Below are 18595 nucleotides of genomic sequence, written 5' to 3'. Positions count from 1 at the left end.
CGACGGTATGTACGTTGATTTTGATCAATTACCTGATACGGCCCGTGTGTGGGTCTATCAGGCCAATCGGCCCCTGACGGATCAGGAAAGTGCGCAGGTCAATACAGGCATGCAACAGTCGCTGACGGACTGGGCCGCGCATGGCCAGGCCTTGCGGGCGTCGGTACAGGTTGTCAACAATCGCTTCGTGGTGCTTGGCGTCGACGAGGGGTTTCACATGCCCAGCGGTTGCTCGATCGATGCGTCGGTGCGGATGCTAGCCACGCTGGCGCAACAACTGGGTGAGCAGGGTGCGTCAATTAATTTCACAGATCGGGCGGTGGCGCTGCCTGCCGATAACGGTGTGGTCGATACCATTCTGTTGCCATCCGTGAAAGCCGCCGTCACGGCCGGTCGCCTGACACCCGATACGCTGATCTATGACACCCTGGTCCAAACAGCCGGTGCTTTTCGGACAGGCTGGCAGGTCCGGGCGGCCGATACGTGGCTGAAACGCTATTTCACGGCAGTGGCTGCGTAACCGATTTGTCTACCAATAAAGCCGACTTTGTTGCTCAGTGTGAGTGGCAAAGGCGGCTTTAACATTGGGTCTCTACGAAACGTTCACTGACAAATAGGCAGTGAAAACTTTTTTTTCGAACAAAGGATTAATTTTTGCAGTCTCAACCTGATACTGGTCAGCGTTTTACGGAGAAATTGCCGTTCTGATTGGTTTCGCAGGCCGATGGTAAACGGCAATTAACAATTACTTTTATGGCGAACATACCCGAAGTTATGTCAGATACGCCGACTCGCGACGACGACCAAACGCAACAGCCCGATAGTCAGCAACCGGCTGCTGAAACGCCTGCTCGTAGTAGCTATACCGATCAGCAGAAATACCAGGTCTTCAACAAGGAATTTATGCCGCACATAGATTCCATGTACAATTTTGCGTTTCGGCTGACGATGGATGAAGACGACGCGAATGATCTGGTGCAGGATACTTACCTCAAAGCCTTCCGGTTTATTTCGTCATTTGAGCAAGGAACTAACGCAAAAGCATGGCTGTTTCGAATTCTGAAGAACAGCTTCATAAACGATTACCGGAAGAAAAGTAAGGAGCCGGCAAAAGTCGATTATCAGGACGTTGAAACGACCTATAACTCGGAAGACGCTGAAGCCGAACACACCGTCGACCTACGGGCCGAAACGGTTTCTGATCTGATCGGAGACGAAGTCGCAACAGCGCTAAACTCGTTGCCCGTCGACTTTAGAACGGTAATTATACTTTGTGATATTGAAGGGTTTACGTACGAGGAGATGGCCAAAATTCTGGACATTCCGATCGGTACGGTTCGGTCTCGTTTGCACCGCGCCCGTAATCTGCTAAAGGAGAAATTACGCGACTATGCATCGTCGATGGGATATGACGAAGAAAGCGACGAATAAACGAACCTTTTCTATCGATAAATAGGTTGTGCTGATAACTTAACGTATTATTATTTTTGGAATAAATAAAATATTTCCAATGCAAACGTCGTTGCCATCGTCATCTTCATCGCCCGACAAGCCTGGGATGAAACATGAGTGCGGTCACCGGGCCGACTGTCTGAAGATGATTCAGTTGATAGTGGATGGTGAAGCCACCGAACAGCAGCTCGCCCGGTTGAAAGATAACCTGGAAACCTGCCGCCCCTGTATCGAGATGTATCACCTCGAGCGAGAAGTGAAAGAGCTCCTCACCAAGCGAATGGAGAAGCGATGCTGCCCGGATCAATTGATTGAGACGATCAAGTCCAAGATACTGACATTCAGCTAACGTATAGAACACATAGATTGGGGTAAACGGAGAACCAACCAAGGCTCCGTTTACCCCAATTAATTTTTTAACCCTATTCATCACTATTATTTTGGACGGTAAACTGATCATCTTCTCGGCTCCCTCCGGTTCTGGTAAAACCACCATTGTCAAACATCTGCTGAGCGAAAACAGTAACCTTGGTTTTTCGATCTCGGCCTGTACGCGTGACCGCCGGGGCCGTAGCGAAGAGAACGGTAAAGACTATTATTTCCTGACGCCCGACGATTTCAAGCACAAGATTGACGCGGGTGAATTTGTCGAATGGGAAGAAGTATATACAGGAGCGTTCTATGGCACTCTGAAAGCCGAGATACAGCGTGTATGGGATAGCGGTAAGCATGTCCTGTTCGATGTCGACGTGCAGGGCGGTCTGAAGCTCAAGCAGTACTACGGCGACAAAGCCTTAGCCGTATTCGTAAAAGTGCCTGATGAAGAAACGCTCCGGCAACGGTTGATCGGACGCGGATCGGAAACGGAGGAAAGTCTGTCGAAGCGGTTGTTTAAAGTCCACTTCGAGATGAGTTTTCAGGATCAGTTCGATGTAATTCTGGTCAATGACGAACTCGAAACTTCACTACAGAAGGCGCAAAAGCTGGTCGATAACTTCGTGCAACGAAACGAGGTACCGGAGAAGGGAATGATAATCTAGCGGTTGTAAAGTTACAGAGTCGTAGGGTTGTCAAGTTAGCTGACGCGTCCAGTATCTCCGGCGTCAGCCAACTTGACAACCCTACGACTTTATAACGCTAAAACTCCATTTATGAATATTGGTCTGTTTTTTGGCTCGTTCAACCCCATCCATGTCGGTCATCTAATTATCGCCAACACGATGGCCACGACGACCGATTTGAATCAGGTCTGGTTTGTGGTATCACCACAGAACCCGTTTAAGAAGGCCACTAGTCTGCTCCATGCCTTCGACCGCTTCGACATGGTACAACAGGCCATTGCTGATAACAGCCTGTTGCGCGCAACGGATATCGAGTTCTCGATGCCCAAACCCAGCTACACGATCGATACGCTGGTACGGCTGGGCGAGAAATTTCCGCAGCACACGTTTCGGCTGATTATGGGGGAAGACAACCTGACGCAGTTTGTCAACTGGAAAAACTACCAGCAGCTTCTCGATCAGTACGGCTTGTACGTGTATCCACGGCCCGGCGTCGCTGCCGAAGCCGGCGCCAACTTGCGGCACCACGACAACGTACAATTAGTTGACGCTCCGTTGCTGGACATTTCGGCGACGTTTATTCGCGACGCTATCCGGGCTAATCGCTCGATCCGGTACATGGTCCCGGATGTAGTGGATGAGATTATTCGACGGAAAAAATTCTACATCTAGGTTGCTGTCTGTCGATTAGATTGGTCGATTCGTAGCGTAATCTGCCTGATTAATCGTTTATTAACCGGTAGTGGGCAACAGCCGAACAGTACTTAGCGTACTGCTAATCATACGGAAACGCATGACTAGCAATACGATTATGAGAAACAGGATCACAAGCACATGGGCGCGGGCAGGTAGTCTGCTGATCGCTGGTTTAGCAATGAGCCTAACCAGTTGTAAGCATCAGGAGGCCGATACCGTAACCCCACAATCGTCGACGTCGACAACCGAGAATCAAACCGTCGATTCGTGGATTCTCGACAACATGCAGACGTACTACTACTGGAACGACAAGATTCCGGCAAACCCCGACAAAACGTTGGCTCCGTCGGATTTTTTCGATTCGCTGCTGAATACATACAACGCCACGACCAATCCGGAAGGTGATCGCTTTTCGTGGATCGAAGAAAATGCCAGCGACCTGACATCCAGCCTGAGCGGAGAGACGAAAACGACGGGAATGGAGTTTGCACTCTATCTCCGGGCCAGCGGATCGACCGACGTGATTGCGCAGGTTCTGTATGTGCTACCTAATTCACCGGCCGCCAATGCTGGTCTGAAGCGGGGCGACATTATTACCAAAGTAAACGGGCAGGGAATCACGACGACGAATTATCAATCCTTGTTATTCGACGATTCGGTGACGAACTACACGTTCGGGCTGGGTACCGTCAGCAATCAATCAATTGTCGATTCCGGGGTAACGAAGAGCGTGACGACGACTGTTTTTCAGGCCAATCCGGTTTATCTGGATTCGATTTACACGGTCGGTACGAAAAAAATTGGCTACCTCGTTTACAACCAGTTTGTGCCAGCTCCCAACGGTAGCAAAGGCAGTGAATACGACGATCAGGTCGATGCGATCTTTGCCCAGTTCAAGTCGGCGGGTATCAACGAACTGGTACTCGACCTGCGCTACAATCCGGGGGGATATACCTCGTCGTCGGCTAACCTGGCCAGTCTAATCGGTAAAGGCGTTGATGACTCGAAGCTGTACTTCCGGGAAAGCTGGAACAGTACGCTGACGCCGGTGCTGCAAAAGCAGTACGGTAGCGACTTCTTCCTACAAAAATTCAGCACGAAGGCGCAGAACATCGGTAGCAACCTGAGCCGCCTGTACGTGCTGACGACAGACCGGACGGCGTCGGCCAGTGAGCTGATTATCAACGGACTTCGGCCCTATATGACAGTAAATACGATTGGCACTACAACCTATGGGAAGAATGTGGGGTCTATTACGATAACCGACGACACGGGAAAAATAAACTGGGGTATGCAGCCCATCGTGTTTCGGTCGTACAACAGCCTGGGGCAGTCGGATTATTCGACTGGATTTACGCCGACTACTGAGGTTGAAGAACCCATTACCCTTTACCCGCTGGGTGACGTGCGGGATGCGTTGCTGAACGAAGCGTTGTACCAGATTGCCGGTACGGCGGCTTCCGGCCGACATGCGGCCACGACTGTGCGCAACCCGTTACCGGTGCTGGGCTCGTCGATTCAGCAGAAAGCGAAAGGCGGGTTGATGGTCAAAGACATGAAAATAAGTCACCTGTAAACGAGTTCCAGCGTTCCATAGCGGTAGAAATTATCAGACCCGCAATGTACGATGGTGCATTGCGGGTCTGTTATATAGATAGTTTCGTTTAATTTTGCCTTGTTTTTCCGTTACGTTTCTCATGGATTTGAATTCAATCAATTGTCAGAAGCCGTCGGCTGGTACTACTACTAATAACTCTTTTATGTCTCGTTTTCGTGGTCAGTGGGTAAATGCCCTGCTGTTCGTAGGTTGTGTGGGCTGGGCCGGTGGGCTGGCAAGTTGTAATAGTTCGAGTACGACCGGTACGCTGGGCGACTGGACACGGGGGTCTGCCCTTGATGGCGTCGCCCGGACGGGTGCATCTAGCTTTGTGATCGGAAACATCGCTTACCTTGGTACAGGTGTTGACTCGGACAACAATCGGCTGACTGATTTCTGGTCGTATGACCCATCTAGAAATGCCTGGACGCAAAAAGCAAACTACGCTGGTGTCGGCCGTATCTACGGTGTAGGTTTCGCGGCTGCCAACAAAGGATACATTGGCACGGGTACGAATGCGAACGGTGACCGGCTCAAAGATTTCTACGAGTACGATCCATCAGCCAATACCTGGAAGAAAATCGCTGATTTCGGCGGTAGTGCCCGCCGGAATGCGACGGCTTTCTCAATCAACAACATTGGGTATGTCGGTACCGGTTTCGACGGCAACTTCGTCAAAGATATGTGGTCGTACAACCCGACTACGGCCACCTGGAGTCAGTCCGCCAGCTACGGTGGTGACAAACGGACTGGTGCGTTAGCGTTCGTTATTGATGGTAAGGCGTACATGGGTACCGGCAACAATAACGGTACACTACAACGTGACTGGTGGGTGTATGACCCAACCCAGAACCTGTGGACGCAGAAACTCCAGTTCACGACCGATCAGTCAGCTATTGCCCGTAACTACGGCGTTGGCTTTGCCATCAACGGTAAAGGCTATGTCGTTGCAGGTACTGGCGCATCGTCGAGTAATACCCCCGTTTGGCAGTATGATCCTGCTACGGATACCTGGACTACGTTAGGTGTCTTCGAGGGGGCTGACCGGCAGTACGCACAAGGGTTTGCCATTGGTAACAAAGGTTATGTAACAACGGGTGGCGTATCGAGCCGTACTGACGATCTGTGGATTTTCGATCCGACAGTTACGCAGAATACCGATGCCTATTGATACTGAGCACGCCGGACAACCATCAGTTGTCCGGCGTATTCTGTTTATCGCCCTTGCTGTACTGGCGTTACTGACCGTCTATCAGGTATACAAATCCCGTTCGGGCTACCAATTACAGGTAATCAGAACGTCGACGGGTTGGGGGTATGATGTGCTCAATCAGGGGCGTTTGATACTCCACCAGCCGACCATACCCGGAGCGGCTGGTGACCGGGGATTCGCGAACGAAATCCAGGCCCGTCAGGTGGGTGAACGCGTTATTAGCAAGCTCAAAGAAGGGAAGGGGCTACCGACCATCACGCCGGATGAACTGCGGGACATGAATATTTCAATCCCCTAATCATACATCACATACGTTACAGATGCATTTTTTTCACCGAGTTGCCGGGTTGTTCATCGCTGCGCTCTGCCTGTGTGCCTGTCAATCGGGAACGCTTGACATTGGCCAGGCGATAATCAACCCGCAGGAGTTTTCCATTCAATCGCTCGATACGATTAGTGTGCGTGTATCGACCGTACTCGCGCCGGATTCGTTTGTTACATCGCCTATTCTGCTCAATGCCTCCACCGATACTTACCAGGATACGAGTATGCTGGTCGGCCGGTGGACTGATTCGCGAACCGGTACGCTGATAACCCGGGGCTACACAAACGTCGACTACGCTGGCAATCCGTTTATATCGACGACAAACATTACCGTAGATTCACTTGTCCTCGAACTAGGCTATGCCTACGCGTATGGCGATACGACAACGGCTTTTGGTATCGAGGTTCATCAACTTCAGAATCCACTTAGCCGTAGCCGCGCTTACTATAACACCAGTTCAGCCGCCTACGATTCAAAGCCGTTGTTTAGCCGGACTGTGATACCAGCACCCGGTGTGCCGCCCCGCGTACCCCGGCAAATTCGTTTTCGTATGTCGAGTGCCATGGCTCAATCGTTCTATGCTGCTTTGGCCGATGGAACGATCATCGACAATATCACGATGGACGATTTCTGGAAGGGCTTCGCTTTCGTGACACCTACGTCGGGGAATACACTAATTGGTTTTTCTACCCGGGGTTTCTCCGGTTTGCGGTTGTATTACCACACGACTGACATCGGTACGGATATCACAGTGAATGCGGCATCAATACGGTTTCCGTTTAGAGGTACGAACTTTACCCAGTTTATAAACGACCGTACGGGAACGCCCCTTGCCGCGTTGCAAAGCAAAACAGATGCGGTCAGTAGCAGTCTGACGAATCGAACTAGCTTTATTGCCATGGGCCTGCGTACCCGCATCGACTTCCCGTATATCAGTCAGTTTGAAATACCAGCCGGTTATGCGGGCCTGAACAGTGCACAACTGGTCATGCAGCCCGTGCGACAGACGCTGCGAGACAACCTGACCCCACCGAATTTGGCTATCTTCCTTGGAAACGCGCAAAACGAGTTGTTGAGCCCTGTGCCGTTTGGCGCTAGCGGTGCATTGCCACAGAGTGGTTATAACGCGGCCGGTTATGCCTACGATGCGACGCAGCCCGACTTGATCGACAACTACACCTTTGATGTGACGCAGTACGCCAGCAACCTTATTCTGGGCCGTGTTCCCAACCGGCCACTGATCCTGACGACGCTCGGTACGGATCTACGGACAATGGCGCAACGGGTCACGGTTGGTGATCAACAGCAACCCATTAGCGATCGGATTCAACTCCGGTTATTCTTGACTTCGGGTTTGTAAGCAAGCGAGCGATCCATATCCGCGTGAATAGCGCCTGCCGACTATCGGTAGGCGCTATTTTTTTAGGTACCAAGCTGCCGGTCAACAACGACGGGCCAAAACGATCAGTGAGAACTGGTAGTAGACTGGAGGGCTTAAAAACAATAAAGAGGATGAGTGCAAACTCCCATCCTCTTTAAAACTACCTTAACCTATGATAAGACTGTATGTTCTCAGACACTATCCTGTCGGATTATCGTATCGTGTCAGTAAATATACGGCTATTCGTTAAGAAAAGATTGAAACACGCGTTAATTAGTTAAAAAATTTAAAATAACGGATTGTGCATGTTTAACAGATCATGGTAGCCCGTTTTGAAACGTAATTTCGGTAGCTAAACCGATGGCACTCATGCGAATGGCTACCGATCGGCTTGTCGACTTCGCACCTGGCTTGTCACACTGCGGTCCCTTCTCCAGAAAGTAGATGTAGAACTTCTGATTCCGGTCAGCAATTTCATTGATATCCGGTCGGCCAAGCAGCTCGCCGATGACGTCGACGCGCTTGCCTTTCAGGTTCTGAATCTCCGCCCGAAAATCCGGCAGAATCGACATCCGAACGCCGTTGCAGCCGCCCCGGTCGCCCCGCCATTTCCGCAAATCGAGCCGTCCGAACTGATCGGGTGGGGGAGAGCAGCTCGCGAAACCGATCAACAGCAGCAGGCAAAAAAACTTACTGTTCATTGTAAAGGACCTGCGTTAGTGTTTGCCCGACAGCTTTCAATGTGGCTTTGTCGATGGTATCCATTGTGTCGTCAGCCGTATGCCAGGCCGGGAAGAAACCACCCATTGTGGGACTCGTATGAATGATATCGATCATCGGAATCTTGGCCATCAGATTAGGGGCCAGGTGATCGTCCGTAATGGCTCCACCCGACTGATCGATGAAGAGCGGGCTATACCCCAGGCGGTTGGCGGTTTGCCATACGTTGTCGACTACGCTGGACGCCAGTTGCTGCGAATAGCCTTCGCGGGGGAACGTAGCACCTTTCGCCCCGACCATGTCGAGTAGAATGCCGTAGTAAGCTGAGTAACCTGGCTTATGCAGATTCTTGGCCCAATACCGCGACCCCAGACAGAAGCCGACAAAGTCAATTGGTTGCCCGTTGACACTCAGGTTGTCTTTCGTGTCATTCTGGGCTTTTTCGCCGTTGCCCCAGTCTTCGGCATCGAAGAAAATGATGTCGACACCTACGTCGGGCTTTTTCTGCGCCTGCTGAATCGTGCGCGCCAGTTCGAGTAATACGCCGACACCACTGGCTCCGTCGTTAGCCGCTGGCACCGCTTTGCTCTGATCTGCTTTGTCCGGGTCCTGATCGGCGACGGGCCGCGAATCCCAGTGGGAAGCCAGCACGACGCGCTTGGTTGCCTTCGGGTTGATGCTACCGATGATGTTCAGGCAGTTCAGCTTCGTGCCGTCCCAGGCTGTTGCCGTAAATGGTTGCTCCGTTACGTCGCAGCCAAACTGCTTGAGTTTAGCGATCAGATACTGTCCCGTTTTCTGGTGGGCCGCCGAGTTGACCACGCGGGGACCAAACGCTACCTGCCGATCGATGTACTGATAAGCCGAATCGGCGTTGAAAGCCGGCGCGGCTGCCATGGCGGGCTGGGTGCTGGTCGTGTCGCTTTGCTGTTTCGGCTTTTCCTTACAACTACCTAACGTCAATACGATGGCGACGAGTAGTAAGATGGGTTTGGACATGATACTAAGTTCGAGAATTCGTGTAGGTATAGGTCGACAGTTCGATGCGTCGACAGTTCGATGGGTCTGCGTTTATTCTTCGTACGCCCAGTCGATCTGATGCTTCATGTCTTTGATGGCCAGACCCTGCGCTTTGAAGTACGAACGGATCTGATCGACCTTGTCGTATTGCTTCTGCTCTTTGTATTCCTTGTACAGTGTCAGCAGGCCGTTCAGCACCGGTTGGTTGGTGGTTGTCTCTTCATACAGCCCCAGTACGTCGTGAATGAACGACAGGTAAGAGTCGCGCAGCAGGGTAAACGTTTCCTCACCCAGCGTTGCTACCTGTAGCTGACCCATGTACAGCATGTTGATGTACTTGAGCAGGGTAAACAGCTGCGCAATGCCAACGGCCGTGTTCAGATCGTCGTTGAGCGCGTCGTAGAATTGCTTGACCGCTTTCTGAATGTCTTCCTGTTTCGCCAGATCGGGAGTCACGCTGTCGTCGGCCTGATACGTCAGCAGTTTGGCGATGCGTAGTCCGTTGGCGAGTCGGCGGTAGCCTTTCTGCGCGGCTTTCAACGCATCGTTCGAGAAGTCGAGTGTACTGCGGTAGTGCGACTGTAGCATGAAGAACCGGACCGTCATCGGACTGTACGGCTGATCGAGCAACGCGTGACTACCGGCAAACAACTCGGCAGGCAGAAACGAGTTGCCCAGCGACTTCGACATTTTCTGACCGTTGACCGTCAGCATGTTCGAATGCATCCAATAGCGAACCGGCTCACGGTCGTTAAGGCCCCGGTCCTGCGCGATTTCGCATTCGTGGTGCGGGAACTTCAGGTCCATGCCGCCCCCGTGAATATCGAACTGCTTACCGAGGTACTTTGTGCTCATGCAGGAGCATTCGAGGTGCCAGCCGGGAAAACCTTCACCCCAGGGCGAATTCCAGCGCATGATGTGTTCGGGTGCGGCCCGTTTCCAGACGGCAAAATCAAGTGGACTGCGTTTCTCCGACTGCCCGTCGAGGGCGCGGGTTTCGTTGAGCAAGTCGTCCAGAATCCGACCCGACAGTTTACCGTACTCGCCCCCGCGTTTGTTGTATTCGTCGATATCGAAGTAGACCGACCCGTTCGATTCGTAGGCCAGTCCTTTAGCGAGCAGTTCCTGGACGGCTTCGATCTGCTCCAGCATGTGGCCCGTCGCGGTAGGTTCGATACTAGGCGGTCGCATGTTGAACTGCGCCGTGACCGTGTGGAAATCGTTGGTAAATCGCTGCACGATTTCCATCGGCTCCACTTTCTCAAGCTTGGCCATCCGCCCGATCTTGTCTTCGCCCTCATCGCCGTCGCCAACCAGGTGACCCACGTCGGTCAGGTTGCGGACATAGCGCACTTTGTATCCGATAAAAGTCAGGTAACGGAAGAGCGTGTCGAAGGTCAGAAACGTGCGGACGTTACCGAGGTGTACGTAGTTGTATACCGTTGGTCCGCAGACGTACATGCCCACGTAGGGGGCGTTAATCGGTTCAAAGCGTTCTTTCCGGCGGGAAAGCGTGTTGTATAAGTGAAGCGGTTGCGCGGCTGGTTCGGTCATACGGCAAAACTAAAAAACTGACGGTCAGACCCCCAACCTCCTGAAGGAGACTTTTCCTGCTCGTTGTATGAGCCCCATTCAGGGGGTTGGGGATATTCGTGGCTCAGTCAAAACTGATTTTCAGCCAATTTTTGACTGGCGAAACGTAGCAAAACTACGCATTGTCGGCTGGAAAACGGCAGGCAGGTCAGCCTACCCGGTGGTTTTGGCTATATTCGCGTTTTGTTTTTAGAAGAGCCCGCTGGGCAGTCCGTTATGCAGGTTGTTGAGGTGGGCACCAATGCCCGGTATCAGAACGAATTTATCCAGTTCCCTGTTCGGCTTTACCGCGCCGACGCCTGCTGGATTCGCCCCCTCGATACCGATGTCGAAGAGGTGTTCGACCCCAGCCGAAACAAGCGATTCGACCACGGCGACTGCATTCGCTATCTGCTCCTGAGCGATAAAGGTGATACCATTGGTCGGATCGCGGCTTTCGTCGATTACGACATCGCCAATCTGGACAACGATCAGCCGACGGGGGGCGTCGGGTTTTTCGAATGCGTTGCCGACGAGAAAGCCGCCTTTACCTTATTCGATGCCGCCAAAGCGTGGTTGCAGACGAAGGGCATGGAGGCCATGGACGGACCGATCAACTTCGGCGATCGTGACCGGTGGTGGGGTTTGCTGGTCGATGGCTTCGAGCGCGAACCCAACTATTGCATGCCCTACACCAAGCCGTATTACATCTCGTTTTTCGAAAACTACGGCTTTCAGGACTACTTCAAGCAGTTTACCTTCGGTATCCCGACAACCTGGGCGCGGCTGACAGAAATGTCGCAGGCGGTGAAAGACCGGGCCAAACGCATCTACGATAATCCTGATTACGATTTTCGCACGCTCGATAAGCGGGATTTACCAGCCGCTGCCGAGCAGTTCCGGCACATCTACAACGCTGCCTGGGGGGCACACGCGGGCGTACATGAGATGACCGCCGAGCAGGCGCAGTTGCTGATGCAGAAGCTGAAACCGGTTATCGATGAGAAGATTATCTACTTCGCGTATTACCAGGGAGAGCCAGTCGCTTTTTTCGTCTGTCTGCCTGAACTGAATCAGATTTTCAAGCACGTCAACGGCAAACTCGACCTGATCGGTAAGCTGAAATTCCTATGGCATACCATCCGTAAGACAAACCGTAAGGCATTTGGCGTCGTGTTCGGCGTAGCGCCGGCGCACCAGGGAAAAGGCTTGGAAGCCGCCATTGCGCTGCGGATGCCGCACGAAGCCGATCATAATCCGAATTTTCAATACACGGAGCTGGAGATGAACTGGGTGGGCGATTTCAACCCGATCATGGTACGCTTCGTCAGTCAGCTGGGGTCAACAATCGTCAAAACCCACGTTACGTACCGGTATCTGTTCGATCGAACCAAACCATTCAAACGCTGTCCCGTAATCGGGCGAAAAAAACAGTGATCGGTATACGGTATACGGTTTACAGGTTTCGGTAATCCGTGCGCCGGTTAAGTACCTGCATACTCAGTCACTGAAAACTGTAAACCAAAAACTGTAAACCAATTATGAGTCTACTTACTGTTGGGTCGGTTGCATTCGACGCACTGGAAACACCATTCGGCAAAACCGATAAAATCATCGGCGGAGCCGCTACCTACATCACCTTGTCGGCTTCGTACTTCACGAAGGACAACAATCTGGTGGCCGTCGTGGGTGACGATTTTCCGCAGAGCATGATCGATGACCTGAATCAACACGGTATCAATACGGAAGGGCTGGAAATTCGGCAGGGCGAAAAGACCTTCTTCTGGTCGGGGAAGTATCATGACGATATGAACACCCGCGATACGGTCGAGGTACAGCTCAACGTGATGGAGCACTTCGATCCGATCATTCCCGATGCTTACCAGGATTGTCAGTACCTGATGCTCGGCAATACGGCACCGGCCATTCAGCAGAAAGTCATTGAGCGGCTCAACAACCGCCCCAAGCTTATCGTGCTGGATACGATGAACCTGTGGATCGACATCGCCAACGACGATCTGATGAATCTGCTCAAACTGGTCGACGTGCTGGTTGTGAACGATGAAGAAGCCCGTCAGCTGACTCGTCAGCCATCGCTGGTAAAAGCCGCTGCCAAGATCAAGGAGATGGGTCCGCAGACGGTCATTATCAAGAAAGGTGAGCACGGCGCGCTGCTGTTCCAGAACGATCAGATCTTCTTCGCTCCGGCACTTCCCCTGGCCGAAGTATTCGACCCTACGGGTGCTGGTGACACTTTCGCCGGTGGCTTCATCGGACACCTCGCCAAAACCGACGACATCTCGTTCGACAATATGAAGCGGGCCATCATCTACGGATCGGCAATGGCGTCTTTCTGCGTCGAGAAGTTTGGTGCCGAGCGCATTCTGAACCTGACCGACGAGGAGATCAAAACCCGCGTCGATGAGTTTGTAAAGCTATCGGCGTTCGGGCTGTAGTCGTGAACTGTGATTCGTCTGATTGACAGGATTTCGCTGATTCATCAAGAATCGTAGCCCATCAGCGTAATCAAACGAATCACAGTTCAGACAAACTTGAACCGCCGGACGGCCCCGTGTGATTCGTTTGATTGACAGGATTTTGCTGATTCATCAAGAATCATAGCCCATCAGCGTAATCAAATAAATCACAGTTCAAGACAATCACAGTTCAAGACTAGAAGCCTTCCTTTTCGGCTTCTTTGTCTTTCTTCTTTTCTTTTTCCTTGGCGATCTCTTTCGTCACCTTCTCGCCCGGCTTGGCTTTCGGCTTTGGGGCGGGTTTAGCCTTCGTCTTGTACTGATCGAGATACCGGTCAACGAAGAGCGTTTTCTCATCAACCGTAGCCGGAACGACTTCGATAGCCGCTTTGGCGCTATTTTTCGAACCGGCCAATAGTTTGTCGTTGATTTCCTGATCCGACGAAATAATGGCCAGCTGACTCATCGAACCGGGACCATTGCCGGGTTTGAAATCGTAGAACACCCACACGTCCGGCGACGCTTCCAGATAGATACTTGCTTCATCACCATTGGCCGACTTGCGGATTTCGACAAAACCGTCCATCTGCGCGTTAATGTCCGTCGCCAGCATGTTCGATACGCCGAGCTGTCCCGTGCTGTAAAACGCATTGAATTTGTCGTTCCAGCGTAGGTTAGCGTTCGCCAGTACCAGGGCGGCTACTAGTTTGGGCGATGCCTGATTGAGCGGTACGTGCTGATTCTGCGCCTTGGTTCGGTAGGCTTCGACCTCTTTAGCACCAATCAGCGGCAATAGCTTGTCCGACAGCCGGTTCAGGTCATCGTCGGCGGCTTCTGTATTTTGCTCCTCCTGATTCGTGCTGACCAGCTTTGTTGCAATCGCCGTGCTGATACCCTCCGGCACGGGGAAGGTAAAGGCCAGTAACGTATTGAACCGATACTGACTACTGTCGATGTTGATGCGGGCTGACCCGGATGCGAGCAGGTACTTTGTCGGAGTCGAGTTGAGCAGATTCATGGCACCCTTGAACGTGATCAGACCGCGCTTATCGTTGAAGGTAAACGCGTTTTCGACATCGTCTGATGCGCTATCGGCGGCAACGGCTTCGGTAGCCGCAGCCCCCGACGTGATGCGGTAGAGCTTGTCCTTTTCGTCGTACCGCATGATGCCGGTTGCCGTAAACAGGTCTTCATCGCGGCCGTCCTCCTTTGGCGACAGGAACGTCGGGTACAGACCGGCACCACCGCCCCGGAAATGGAAACCGGCTACCAGTTCCTGACCGCCTTCGTTCTTCAGATTCTTGTCGACCTTGATCTCCAGTCGTTCGGCTACTTTTTCCTTGAACGGAATCCAGCCGCTGATCAGATCCGCCCGTTTTTTCAGCGCCGGTTTGATAAACCCGTCCAGGGCGAGGTCGGGAGCCGACGCCTGCATCAGGATGGCACCTTTGTAGAGCATCTGTGGCGCTAGCTGTAGGTTATCGTCTTCGTCGACTTCGGCTTTGGCCACAGTGGTGTACGTTTTCACGGCTGCCCCTGCTCCCGACCGGCGGCTACTCCGGCTACCTTTGCGCGCATCGGCGGTCAGGGTGGGGGCTGCGGTTTCCTGCAAGTCGAAATTACCCATCTTCACACTCGCCGTATCACCCTTGGCCAGTGGGTACAGATACGTGGCATCGCCGGAGAAACGGGTCCGCGACAGGACCTGAATATTGCCGTTTTTCAGGTGGTGAAACCGGCTCGTTGTGTCGAGTTCGAGCCGGGCGTTTTTGAAGGGTGTCATTTCGCCGTTCCGTTTGATCGTCACCAGACCCTTGTCGGGTTGGATGCGCGCATCGGCCGACGTGACATACGGAACGCCACTGATGTTCAGCATCATCTTATCAACGTCGTATAGGGCAGCTGAGCCGTTGAACGTCAGACTTTCCTGCTCCTCCGCCGTGGCCGTAAACGTCGACGTTTTTACGTCGCCCTTCATGGCGATCGTCTTGGCATTGATATTCCACTGAGCCTTATTGATGTTCGTCTTGTAAGCCGCGAAGGGAAAGTCCAGGCTTGAGCTCAGCGTGTCGGTTATAGTCTGCCGGTTATTGATAGCTAGTCCAACGACGCCCTTTACCTGATTGAAATCAACATCGACATCGCTGCCCAGCAGGATAGGTTTGCTGCCTTCCTTATCCGACAGAACTTTGAACTGGGCGTTATCGGCCAGGAAGCCATCTTTGTTGAATTTGATGCTTTTCGAGGTGGCTTCCGAATCCTTCCGGCGGAGGGTGCCCTGCCCAAATAAGCCTTTCGACCGCAAGACCAGTCCGCCTTCCAGATTGGTTGTGGCGTTGTACAGCACGAAGTTGTTTTTCCGGGTGGTAATTACCATGCTGTCGGCTTTGGGCCACCACTTCATCGAGTAGTCGTTGAGCTGTACCTGCGGGAAGTACGTCTGTCCGATCAGCCCTTCTTTAACCGTTCCTTTTTCGCCCGACGTAACCAGCGAGTCGGTTGCGAACAGTATACCCTGCGTGTTCAGGCTGGCGGTCAGGTGATTCAGGACGCCTTCTGCCCGCAGCCCGTTTTTATCCATAGTGATCTCGCTAGTAAACTTCACGTTCGCTGTTTTGCTGCCGTAGATCGGGTAGCCGGTGGCGGGGGCCTTGTGCACGAACCCCAGCGTATTGTCGGGCATGGTCTTCAACTCGGCTTTGAACGGCGGGAAAATACCGTCGGAGTAGAACGTACCCATAAACGAGATATCGTCGCTACCCATGCTGTCCTTATCGATTGGTGGTACCTTGAAATACACCTTCTGGTTGTAGGTCAGATTACCCCGTACCGGCTGATTGAAATACACGGTCATCCCCTCCGGCATAACCAGCCGCTGCGACGTTTTTTTACCCTTGATTTGCCCCGATTTGTTATCGGCGGCCGCCAGATAAACCGTACCCGCGTTCTCGTATTTGATATCGCCCCCGACTTCGCCCGTCTTGCCCTGCGCTGCCAGCTTCTGCGACGAAAAAGTGATCGAGTCGACTTTATTCAGATTCATCGAAAACTTGTCGTAGTCGAACCTGATGTCGCGCCCGGCGTAGCGGAGCGTTCCCGCTTTGATCTGCCCATTCAGCGTGAATGCTCGGTTTTTACCGATGCGCAACGTTTTGTCCGATGGGGTGCCGAAGACTTTCAGCGAGTCGGACAGGGTAAATCGGGTGACGCCCCGTACAGTCAGGATCTTGTCGTCGAGGTTGATCGTCGCGTTTTTCAGGCTGTCGTTCGATGGGAAATAGGAGCGGACCTGGAAGTTGTCGTAATCTTTCTTGTGTGCGTAGGCCAGCACATACAGCACGCCCTTCCGGCTGAGCCGCAGCATACCCGTATTGGCGTCGCGGTCGAGGTAGCCTTCCTGTACCATGCGGTTCAGCGAGCCGCGTAAGGCTGTCGGATTCACCTTCACCGACGCGATCAGGTCTTCGGGCGTGAACTGTTGCGTTTTCTTGGTGGCAACATAGTTCGCGGCAATTTGCAGCGGGTGAAAGCCGTAGTCAACGGTCAGGTCGGCGTACCGCTGGGGTAGAAAGTAATCGAATGATTCGAGATAAACCGGTACTTCCTGCTTGGCCCCGACCTGGTAGAAGTCGATTTTTTTGCGCGGAATGTCCCAGCGCATTACTTCGGGCTGAATGTAAAATTTGTGGTACGAATCAGCGAACGGAATCCGGCCGTTACCCGTACGGTCTTCGCGGTTGAACCAGGCTACCCGTTGCGCCTTGTCGAACTTGAACTGGGTAGCGGGGTGCGTGATCGAATCGGTGTCGACGTAGCCGACAAAAGCCGCTGACTGCGCGGAGATGGTCGAGTCGCGGAAGTCGAACCGGCGGCTGCTAACTTTCATCAGTGGCTTGCCCCCCGATTTGATAATCAACAAGGCGGGCTGTCCACTCGCCGACGAGCCGACCAACTGCGCACCGGCCAGGGCCAGCCCACCCCGGTAGTCGACGTCGGTGCCGAGGTTGGGAATGCGGGCATCGCTTTGCCACGACATGAAACGCGGGTACTGGGCCGGTCCACTCTTCTTCCGGCTAACGTATTCGAATACACCCTTCACCGGCTTCGACCCTTCGTAAGTCAGCGTCACGTCGTCGGCTTGCAGGCGCGGATTGGCTACGTTCATGGCGTACTCCGTCAGTGTCACCGAGATGTCAGGCCGGTCAGCGGTGGCCCAGCTGACGGTTCCGCCTTTGCCCACCAGTTGGCCGTTGGTCAGCATCAGATCGCCCGATGTGTTGCTGACCAGTGCCGAATCACCGTTGGCCACGATGGCCAGCGTCACGCCCGTTAGCGTCAGCACCGCCCCCGACACGGTGGGGATGGGTCGGCGTTGTGGTGTGTATTGAATGCCGAGTTGTTTAGGCATCGTCGAGTCACCGGCAGCCGGGGTGTCCCAGCCGTCGAAGCGCGAACGTTCGGCTGCGGCTTTAGCAATGGCCGCTGAATCGGCGGGGGTAATGGTGCCCGTCATTGAGGCTGGTGAGGTGGGTACTGCGTCGACAAAGCGGAACTGAAACGAGCCACCCTGCGCGTACAGCTTGTTGTACCGACCGGTATACAGCTCCCGCCGTTCCAGAAACTGACGCGCCGTTTGCAGACTCTGCCCGAAGGTTTTTGTGTCCGTCGTTTCAAACAGTTTCTCGGCCACCGTCAGCAACCCATCTACCCCGGTTGTACCCGCCGACTGCGTCGCGATCGCGTGATACAGCGCTTCGTAGAACGGCGCGAAATGCGTTGCTGCCGGTAGTCGCTTCTGGTTCATTTTCCGGCTCAGGACCATGACGCGCTCCTGCTGCTGGGCCGACAGTCGATTTTCCAAAAACAGTGATTGCAAATCCGTACCCGCCCGAACAGCCGCCGGACCACCCGTGGCCATCAGTTTCTGTACGTCGGTCATAAACTGATCGGGCTTGTCGGAAATACGGACCGCCTGTCCCATACTGAACAGGGGATACCACAGACAAAGCAGCAGGTATAAAACGCGTCTCATGAGCAGGTTCAAAAGCAATTTGTTTGTTGTATCGAGCCCTAAAAGCTTT

At 53.1% G+C, this 18595-nt stretch carries 15 protein-coding genes; 11 read left to right on the top strand and 4 right to left on the bottom strand.

Annotation, left to right across the window (positions count from 1 at the left end):
• Positions 1 to 7 precede the first annotated feature (7 nt).
• The 9 genes from CLV58_RS03710 to CLV58_RS03670 all read left to right on the top strand — a co-directional run bounded on the left by CLV58_RS03710 (position 8) and on the right by CLV58_RS03670 (position 7704).
• On the top strand, positions 8 to 520 hold the full coding sequence (locus CLV58_RS03710) for a hypothetical protein (protein ID WP_106136420.1): 513 nt from the start codon (positions 8 to 10) through the stop codon (positions 518 to 520).
• A gap of 233 nt (positions 521 to 753) precedes the next feature.
• Positions 754 to 1431, top strand: coding sequence for a sigma-70 family RNA polymerase sigma factor (locus CLV58_RS03705; protein ID WP_211300813.1), 678 nt, complete (start codon positions 754 to 756; stop codon positions 1429 to 1431).
• 127 nt (positions 1432 to 1558) lie between these two features.
• A complete protein-coding gene (locus CLV58_RS03700; RefSeq protein WP_106136419.1) occupies positions 1559 to 1801 on the top strand; it encodes a hypothetical protein in 243 nt (80 codons plus the stop codon).
• Positions 1802 to 1892: 91 nt separating this feature from the next.
• Positions 1893 to 2492, top strand: a complete 600-nt coding sequence (gene gmk, locus CLV58_RS03695; RefSeq protein ID WP_106136418.1) for a guanylate kinase — start codon at positions 1893 to 1895, stop codon at positions 2490 to 2492.
• Between the two features lie 111 nt (positions 2493 to 2603).
• Positions 2604 to 3185 carry a nicotinate (nicotinamide) nucleotide adenylyltransferase gene (nadD, locus tag CLV58_RS03690; protein WP_106136417.1) on the top strand — a complete coding sequence of 194 codons (582 nt, stop codon included), beginning with the start codon at positions 2604 to 2606 and terminating at the stop codon, positions 3183 to 3185.
• Positions 3186 to 3324: 139 nt separating this feature from the next.
• Complete coding sequence (locus CLV58_RS03685; RefSeq protein ID WP_106136416.1) at positions 3325 to 4785, top strand: S41 family peptidase; 1461 nt, start codon at positions 3325 to 3327, stop codon at positions 4783 to 4785.
• Between the two features lie 184 nt (positions 4786 to 4969).
• Positions 4970 to 5977, top strand: coding sequence for a Kelch repeat-containing protein (locus CLV58_RS03680; RefSeq protein WP_106136415.1), 1008 nt, complete (start codon positions 4970 to 4972; stop codon positions 5975 to 5977).
• A complete protein-coding gene (locus tag CLV58_RS03675; protein ID WP_106136414.1) occupies positions 5967 to 6317 on the top strand; it encodes a DUF4907 domain-containing protein in 351 nt (116 codons plus the stop codon). Before CLV58_RS03680 ends, CLV58_RS03675 begins: the two co-directional genes overlap by 11 nt.
• Positions 6318 to 6339: 22 nt before the next feature.
• Entirely contained in the window at positions 6340 to 7704 is a 1365-nt protein-coding gene (locus tag CLV58_RS03670) for a DUF4270 family protein (protein WP_106136413.1), read from the top strand.
• A gap of 338 nt (positions 7705 to 8042) precedes the next feature.
• Here CLV58_RS03670 and CLV58_RS03665 read toward each other — a convergent pair whose 3' ends face one another.
• From CLV58_RS03665 to cysS, 3 genes are all read right to left on the bottom strand, one after another.
• Complete coding sequence (locus tag CLV58_RS03665; protein WP_106136412.1) at positions 8043 to 8426, bottom strand: hypothetical protein; 384 nt, start codon at positions 8424 to 8426, stop codon at positions 8043 to 8045.
• Entirely contained in the window at positions 8416 to 9444 is a 1029-nt protein-coding gene (locus CLV58_RS03660; protein ID WP_106136411.1) for a M28 family peptidase, read from the bottom strand. The genes CLV58_RS03665 and CLV58_RS03660 overlap by 11 nt, the downstream gene beginning before the upstream one ends.
• Positions 9445 to 9516: 72 nt before the next feature.
• A complete protein-coding gene (cysS, locus tag CLV58_RS03655; RefSeq protein ID WP_106136410.1) occupies positions 9517 to 11019 on the bottom strand; it encodes a cysteine--tRNA ligase in 1503 nt (500 codons plus the stop codon).
• Between the two features lie 255 nt (positions 11020 to 11274).
• Here cysS and CLV58_RS03650 point away from each other — a divergent pair, with 255 nt between their 5' ends.
• Positions 11275 to 12474, top strand: coding sequence for a hypothetical protein (locus CLV58_RS03650; RefSeq protein ID WP_106136409.1), 1200 nt, complete (start codon positions 11275 to 11277; stop codon positions 12472 to 12474).
• Between the two features lie 104 nt (positions 12475 to 12578).
• The gene (locus CLV58_RS03645) at positions 12579 to 13493 is read left to right on the top strand and encodes a PfkB family carbohydrate kinase (protein WP_106136408.1); all 915 of its coding nucleotides are present in this window, start codon (positions 12579 to 12581) and stop codon (positions 13491 to 13493) included.
• Between the two features lie 217 nt (positions 13494 to 13710).
• Here the strand turns inward: CLV58_RS03645 and CLV58_RS03640 are convergent, their stop codons facing one another.
• A complete protein-coding gene (locus CLV58_RS03640) occupies positions 13711 to 18546 on the bottom strand; it encodes a hypothetical protein (RefSeq protein ID WP_106136407.1) in 4836 nt (1611 codons plus the stop codon).
• Positions 18547 to 18595: the final 49 nt, after the last annotated feature.

Source organism: Spirosoma oryzae (assembly GCF_003002825.1).
Classification (GTDB): Bacteria; Bacteroidota; Bacteroidia; order Cytophagales; family Spirosomataceae; genus Spirosoma; species Spirosoma oryzae.
Note: the sequence above shows the minus strand (reverse complement) of the source record. Positions and strands in the feature narration are given on the sequence as shown.

Bases quoted from the DNA above. Each gene is read 5' to 3' on its own strand.
- CLV58_RS03710 (WP_106136420.1), top strand. From the start codon at position 8: ATGTACGTTGATTTTGATCAATTACCTGATACGGCCCGTGTGTGGGTC.
- CLV58_RS03705 (WP_211300813.1), top strand. From the start codon at position 754: ATGGCGAACATACCCGAAGTTATGTCAGATACGCCGACTCGCGACGAC.
- CLV58_RS03700 (WP_106136419.1), top strand. From the start codon at position 1,559: ATGAAACATGAGTGCGGTCACCGGGCCGACTGTCTGAAGATGATTCAG.
- nadD (WP_106136417.1), top strand. From the start codon at position 2,604: ATGAATATTGGTCTGTTTTTTGGCTCGTTCAACCCCATCCATGTCGGT.
- CLV58_RS03685 (WP_106136416.1), top strand. From the start codon at position 3,325: ATGAGAAACAGGATCACAAGCACATGGGCGCGGGCAGGTAGTCTGCTG.
- CLV58_RS03680 (WP_106136415.1), top strand. From the start codon at position 4,970: ATGTCTCGTTTTCGTGGTCAGTGGGTAAATGCCCTGCTGTTCGTAGGT.
- CLV58_RS03675 (WP_106136414.1), top strand. From the start codon at position 5,967: ATGCCTATTGATACTGAGCACGCCGGACAACCATCAGTTGTCCGGCGT.
- CLV58_RS03670 (WP_106136413.1), top strand. From the start codon at position 6,340: ATGCATTTTTTTCACCGAGTTGCCGGGTTGTTCATCGCTGCGCTCTGC.
- CLV58_RS03665 (WP_106136412.1), bottom strand. From the start codon at position 8,426: ATGAACAGTAAGTTTTTTTGCCTGCTGCTGTTGATCGGTTTCGCGAGC.
- CLV58_RS03660 (WP_106136411.1), bottom strand. From the start codon at position 9,444: ATGTCCAAACCCATCTTACTACTCGTCGCCATCGTATTGACGTTAGGT.
- cysS (WP_106136410.1), bottom strand. From the start codon at position 11,019: ATGACCGAACCAGCCGCGCAACCGCTTCACTTATACAACACGCTTTCC.
- CLV58_RS03650 (WP_106136409.1), top strand. From the start codon at position 11,275: ATGCAGGTTGTTGAGGTGGGCACCAATGCCCGGTATCAGAACGAATTT.
- CLV58_RS03645 (WP_106136408.1), top strand. From the start codon at position 12,579: ATGAGTCTACTTACTGTTGGGTCGGTTGCATTCGACGCACTGGAAACA.
- CLV58_RS03640 (WP_106136407.1), bottom strand. From the start codon at position 18,546: ATGAGACGCGTTTTATACCTGCTGCTTTGTCTGTGGTATCCCCTGTTC.